Raw genomic sequence first — 5683 nt, 5'->3', positions numbered from 1 at the left:
TTTAGGAATTCTCGTGGGCTCGTTTATGTTTATAATAGAGTGACCGTGTCCTCCCCCGCGCGGATCGCCTCCGGCCCCGTCGTCGTGCCCGCGGCCTCGCCGCGCACGACGCCGTGGCGTGTCGCGACCGCGCTGCACGACGACCTGCCGGCCGCGCGTCACCTGGTCCGACCGGCGGTCGTCATGACGGTGCTCGTGGCGTCCGTGGTCCCCTGGCGCACGGGCGTCATCTACGAGGGCGGCCTCGACCCGGTCGTCGTCGCCAAGGCGTTGCTCGCCGCGGTGGCGCTGGTGCTCGCCCTCACGGGAGCGCCCGCCGGTCGTGACGGCCGTCACCTCGCGAACCGCGTCGGGCCCGTCGCCGTGGCGTTCCTGCTCGCCTACCTCGGGATCGCCTTCGTCGGGGGCGTCTCGGCAGGGCTGACGACGTCGACGACCGTGCTCGTGATCCGCGTGCTGATGGTCGCGGCGACGATCGTCGCCGTCGTCCACCGCAGCGAGCCGCGCGTCGTCGTCCGGTCGCTGCTGCTCGCCCTCGGCATCGTCGGGGCCGTCTCGGCGCTCTCCGGCCTGCAGATCTACCTGGCCGGGGGCCGCCTCGCCGGGACCCTGCCGGCCCTGAGCCCGAACGAGATCGCGTTGTTGCTCGGCCTGCCGCTGATCGGCGTGGTCCACCGCCTCCTGGTCCAGAAGGCGACCGTGGGGTCGCTCGCGCTGCTGGTCGTCCTGACCGGCCTCTTCGTCACGACGGGCTCGCGGGCCGCGTTCCTCGCGGTCCTCGTGGCCGTGGCCGTGGCCGTCGTGGCGGCGCGCCGTGTCCGGCCCACGGTCGCGGTCGTCGTCGCGGTCGCCGTGCCCCTCGCCGTCGCGTTCCTCGCGAGCACCGACGTCCTCGCCCGGGTCATCGAGCGCGGGGGCGACTCCGCGAGCATCGCCACCCTGAACTCGCGCACCATCGCCTGGAACACGGTGCTGCAGACCGACCCGGGCACCTGGGCCCGGTGGATCGGCTCGGGCCTCACCGTCAAGCAGGTCCCCGTCGCCGGTCAGTACTGGGCCGAGCAGGTCCTCGACAGCAGCTGGATCTCGGCGCTCGCGCAGGCCGGCGTCGTCGGTGCGGGGCTGCTCGCGATCTGGGTCGTCGTCGGCCTCGCCACGGCCGGCCGCGCCAGCCTCCGCGTCGTCGGGTTCGGCGCCGTGCTGCCCGCCTTCGTCTTCATCGTCATCAGGAGCGTCGTCGAGAGCGGGCTGGTCGACTCCAGCAGCGCGTTCGTGGCCTTCTTCACCCTGGTCGTGCTCGCCGAGTCGGCCCCTCGTCCCCGGAGCGTGACCCCGTGACCTCGTCCACCGACCTGCTCGATCCCCTGACCGCCCGCCCCGGAGGTGCCGGTCGGGTCGGCTACGCCGCCGGCGCCTTCGACCTGTTCCACATCGGGCACCTCAACCTGCTGCGGCACGCGCGCCAGCACTGCGACCACCTGATCGCCGGGGTCGTGTCCGACGAGATGCTCGCCCTGACGAAGGGCATCACGCCCGTCGTGCCCCTGGCGGAGCGGCTCGAGATCGTCGACCACATCGACGTCGTCGACACGGCGTACGCCGAGACGGTGCCCGACAAGCTCGACGTCTGGCGCGAGCTGCGGTTCGACGTCTTCTTCAAGGGCGACGACTGGCGCGGCACCGAGAAGGGCCTCCGGCTCGAGCGCGAGTTCGCCGAGGTGGGGGTCGAGGTCGTGTACTTCCCCTACACGATGAGCACGTCCAGCACGGTGCTGCGACGTGCACTGAGGGCCTTGTCCGGCGGAGCCCCGGCACAGGAGGCGGCGACGGCCGAGCGGGCCCGCTGACGCGTCGCCCGCCCCAGGGTCCCGAGGTGCGGCAGCGGTGGTCCCTCCCCAGGCCGGTCCGGCGGACGCGACGCCGGGCCCGCCTGTGGACGACCGCAGGAGGCGGGTGCCGGGAGACGACGCTGGTCCCATGACCGTCACCCCCGCCTCCCCGTCCTCGCCCGCCGCCGACCCGCACCGGCCCGTCGTCTCCGACGACGAGCTGATCGCCCGGGTCGCGAGCCTGGTGCCGGTCGCCGTGCGTCGGCAGCTCTGGACGCTGTTCCTCGACGCCGACCAGGTCCAGCTGCCCATGGTGGTTCCCCTCGAGGGCATCCCCGAGCGTCCGGACCGCCTCGCCGTCGAGCGCTGGGGCGACGCCCTCGACGAGGTCGCGAGCGAGTTCGGGGTCGCCGCCGTCGTGTTCGTGCTCGAGCGTCCCGGGCCCGTGGTCGACTCGGCGTCCGACGTGGCGTGGCGAGACGCGCTCACCGGCCTCTCCGAGGCTCGCCGCTACGCCGTGCGGGCGGTCCTCACCTGCACGTCCGACGGCGTGGTGGCTCCCCCCGACCCCCGCTCGGTGTTCACGACCGAGCGCGACAGGTGCCCACGGCCTCAGTCCTCGCCGAGCCGCCTGCGGCTCTCCGAGGTGCTCGCCGTGCGCTGACCCCGTCCCCGGTCGAGATGCCGCCACCAGGCGGTCTCGGCGAGCTCGGCCGACGTGTAGACCCCGAGGGCCTCCTGCTCGGACTCGACGAACGACCAGCGACGCAGCCGCCAGCCGGTGCCGAAGGCCTCGACGACCGCCATGACCGCGCCGTCCGGCGCCCGGCGGACGAACCAGCGGTCATCGGAGGCACGGTCGAGCATGACCCGATCGTACCGGGAGCGTCGCGACCGCCAGCGTGCCCGGACGACGGGCCGTGAGGGGGTCCGGACGGTCAGGCGAGCGCGAGGGGGAACAGGCTGCGCGTGTCCTGCGCGAGAGCCGGGTCGGGCAGATCCTGCCGCCGCACCTCCTGGCCCTCCCACTCCACCCGGCGGAGCAGCACGGGCGCCCGGTCGTCGTCCTGGGCCGACACGGCGTCGCCGACCAGGCTGCCGAGTGAGAACGACCCTTGTCCGGCGTCCGGCACCGCCACGAGCTCCCCCTCGCCGAGGTGGGCGAAGGCCTCGCGCTGCGCGGTCCACGCGGGCGTCGTCCGGCCCCTGGGCGACGACTCGGAGATGGTGACCACGCCCGCCCGTCGCCAGTCATCACCGGTCCGCTCGTCCCCGGGGCGCACCACCCAGGCATGCCGGGTCGAGGAGAGCGCCGCGTCGTCCGTGGGCGCGAGCATCCCGGCATCGGCGCCCGGCCAGACGTAGTCGAGGTCGTCCGGCACGCCCGGGAACCTGCCGCGGTACCACTCGGGCTCCTTCTGCACGAGCTTCGACCGGTGGCTCCGGTGCACGGCATCGTCGCCGAGCCAGCTCGGCAGGTCGTCGGTGACCGAGACGGCCGCCGACGCGTGTCCTGCGTCGCGGTCGCGGTGGTCGCCGAGCCCGGCGTCGCCGAGCGCGGGGGCGAACTCCAGCACCTGCGGCCGCACCGTGTCGGAGTGCCCCTGGGCGATCCACTCGTCGGTGATCGCGAGGGCGTAGGCCGTCAGCGCGGTGCGGTGGCCGCGCCACATCGCGATCGCGGGGTGGGACTGCCACCCGTAGCCGGGCAACGTGACGGCCCGGAGCACCTGGAGGGCCTCGACGCGTTGCTTGCCGAGCCTGGCCTGGTCGAGCACCCGCGCGCTCTCGACGAAGTCGGGGTACGGGAGGAAGGTCTGCACCCCTCTCACGCTAGGCGCGCGGCCTAGGTGCGGTTGCCGATCCGGCCCCGCAGCACGTCGATGCGCTTCTGGATCTGCTCGGTGCTCGCCTGGGCCACGGAGGGGCCGCCGCTGACGCGACGAAGATCGGCGTGGATGATCCCGTGGGGCTCGTTCGACACCCTCGACCAGATCGACACCAGCCGGCTGAGCTCTTGTCGCTGTTCCTTGATCGTCTGGTAGAGCGGGCGCGCGTCGGCGACGGGCGCGACCACGGTCGGCATGCCGGTCTTGCGCGACCGGGTGGCCTGCTTGGCCTGGCGCTGTCGCAGCAGGTCGCGCACCTGGTCAGGCTCGAGCAGACCCGGGATGCCGATGAAGTCGAGTTCCTCGAGGCTGCCGATCTCGCCGCCCGTGCCGAACTCGCCGCCGTCGAAGAGGACACGGTCGAACGAGGCCTGCGAGTCGAGCGCCTCGAATGGCTGCTGGTCGAGCAGGCTCGACGCCTTCTCCTCGCGGTTCGCGGCCGCCATCATGTCCTCCTCGGGCGCGAAGATGCCGTCGTCGGCGTTCTCCGGCCGGTCGAGCGCGTGGTCGCGCTCGAGCTCGAGCTGCCCCGCGAGGGCCATGAGGCTGGGCACGCTCGGCAGGAAGATCGAGGCCGTCTCGCCCCGGCGCCTCGCTCGCACGAAGCGACCCACTGCCTGTGCGAAGAACAGGGGCGTCGAGGCGGAGGTGGCGTACACGCCGACGGCGAGGCGCGGCACGTCGACGCCCTCGGACACCATCCGCACCGCGACCATCCAGCGGCCGTCGCCGTCCGAGAAGGCCTGGATGCGGTCGGAGGCCGCCTTCTCGTCCGACAGGACGACCGTCGGTCGTTCCCCCGTCAGCTTCTGCAGCACCGCGGCGTACTGCCGGGCCGCCGTGTGGTCGGTGGCGATGACGAGTCCCCCGGCGTCGGGGACCCCGCGACGGACCTCGGTCAGGCGGGTGTCGGCCGCCGACAGGACGGCGGGGATCCAGTCGCCCTGCGGCGACAGGGCCGTGCGCCAGGCCTGGGCCGTGATGTCCTTGGTGACCGCCTCGCCTAGGGTCGCGCTCATCTCGTCGCCCATGCGGGTGCGCCAGCGCATCTGCCCGGCGTAGGCCATGAACAGCACCGGACGCACGACGCCGTCGGCCAGAGCACGCCCGTAGCCGTACGAGTAGTCGGACCGGGAGGTGCGGATGCCCTGCTCGTCGAGGGCGTAGGTGACGAAGGGGATCGGGGCCGTGTCCGATCGGAACGGCGTCCCCGTGAGCGAGAGCCGGCGGGTGGCCCGACCGTAGGCCTCGCGGATGCCGTCGCCCCAGCTGAGCGCGTCGCCGCCGTGGTGCACCTCGTCGAGGATGACGAGCGTGCGGCCGGCAGCCGTCAGGTCGGCGTGCACCTTCGGGTTCATGCCGACCTGGGCGTAGGTGACGGCGACCCCGTGGTAGTGCCGGCCGAACGAGACGTCGGCGTTCTTGAACATGGGGTCGAGCCTCAGGTTCACGCGGTCGGCCGCGTCGGCCCACTGTCGTTTCAGGTGCTCGGTCGGGGCGACGACCACGACCCTGTCGACCTCGCCCCGCGAGAGCAGCTCGGTGGCGAGCCGCAGTGCGAACGTGGTCTTGCCGGCGCCGGGCGTGGCCGCGGCCAGGAAGTCCTGGGGGGACGTCGCGAAGTACTGCTCGAGAGCCTCCGCCTGCCAGGCGCGCAGCTTGCTCGCCGTGCCCCAGGCCGCCCGCTCGGGGAACGCCGGCGAGAGGTGCTCGGCGGCCGAGTTGCCGGCCGTGGCACCGACCTCGCCCAGATCGAGCTGGTCGTCGACGCCGACCGGTACGCCGGAGCCGGACTCGTCGCCCCGGGTCGGGTCGTGCTCGTTCGCTGTGCTCACTTGGACCGATCTTACCTGCCGCCGACGCCCGGTCGGTCACGACCGAGCTGGCCGTCGCCGGGCTGGCCGCGGTCGTGTCGCGATCGTCGCCGGGAGTCGTCGCCGCCGCCGCGCAGCAGCGACGCCGGCC

At 73.3% G+C, this 5683-nt stretch carries 6 protein-coding genes; 3 read left to right on the top strand and 3 right to left on the bottom strand.

The window, feature by feature from the left end; genetic code table 11:
- The 3 genes from RWM17_RS11575 to RWM17_RS11565 form a co-directional block, all read left to right on the top strand.
- The coding region (locus RWM17_RS11575) for a hypothetical protein (protein WP_314103843.1) at positions 1 to 1338 on the top strand (1338 nt) is incomplete at its 5' end.
- On the top strand, positions 1335 to 1847 hold the full coding sequence (locus RWM17_RS11570; protein ID WP_314103841.1) for an adenylyltransferase/cytidyltransferase family protein: 513 nt from the start codon (positions 1335 to 1337) through the stop codon (positions 1845 to 1847). The genes RWM17_RS11575 and RWM17_RS11570, both read left to right, overlap by 4 nt.
- 130 nt (positions 1848 to 1977) lie before the next feature.
- Positions 1978 to 2493 (top strand): hypothetical protein, encoded by a 516-nt coding sequence (locus RWM17_RS11565; RefSeq protein WP_314103839.1) that lies wholly within the window; start codon positions 1978 to 1980, stop codon positions 2491 to 2493.
- On the opposite strand, the gene RWM17_RS11560 is transcribed toward RWM17_RS11565, so the two are convergent.
- From RWM17_RS11560 to RWM17_RS11550, 3 genes are all read right to left on the bottom strand, one after another.
- Positions 2442 to 2696 (bottom strand): hypothetical protein, encoded by a 255-nt coding sequence (locus tag RWM17_RS11560; RefSeq protein ID WP_314103837.1) that lies wholly within the window; start codon positions 2694 to 2696, stop codon positions 2442 to 2444. The genes RWM17_RS11565 and RWM17_RS11560 overlap by 52 nt on opposite strands.
- 71 nt (positions 2697 to 2767) lie before the next feature.
- Entirely contained in the window at positions 2768 to 3652 is an 885-nt protein-coding gene (locus tag RWM17_RS11555) for an MSMEG_6728 family protein (RefSeq protein ID WP_314103834.1), read from the bottom strand.
- 23 nt (positions 3653 to 3675) lie between these two features.
- On the bottom strand, positions 3676 to 5469 hold the full coding sequence (locus tag RWM17_RS11550) for a DEAD/DEAH box helicase (protein WP_314103844.1): 1794 nt from the start codon (positions 5467 to 5469) through the stop codon (positions 3676 to 3678).
- Positions 5470 to 5683: the final 214 nt, after the last annotated feature.

This window comes from uncultured Frigoribacterium sp., assembly GCF_963515265.1.
In the GTDB taxonomy this organism is placed as follows: domain Bacteria; phylum Actinomycetota; class Actinomycetes; order Actinomycetales; family Microbacteriaceae; genus Frigoribacterium.
The sequence above is the reverse complement of the archived record's forward strand: the minus strand, read 5'-3'. Positions and strand labels throughout refer to the sequence as shown.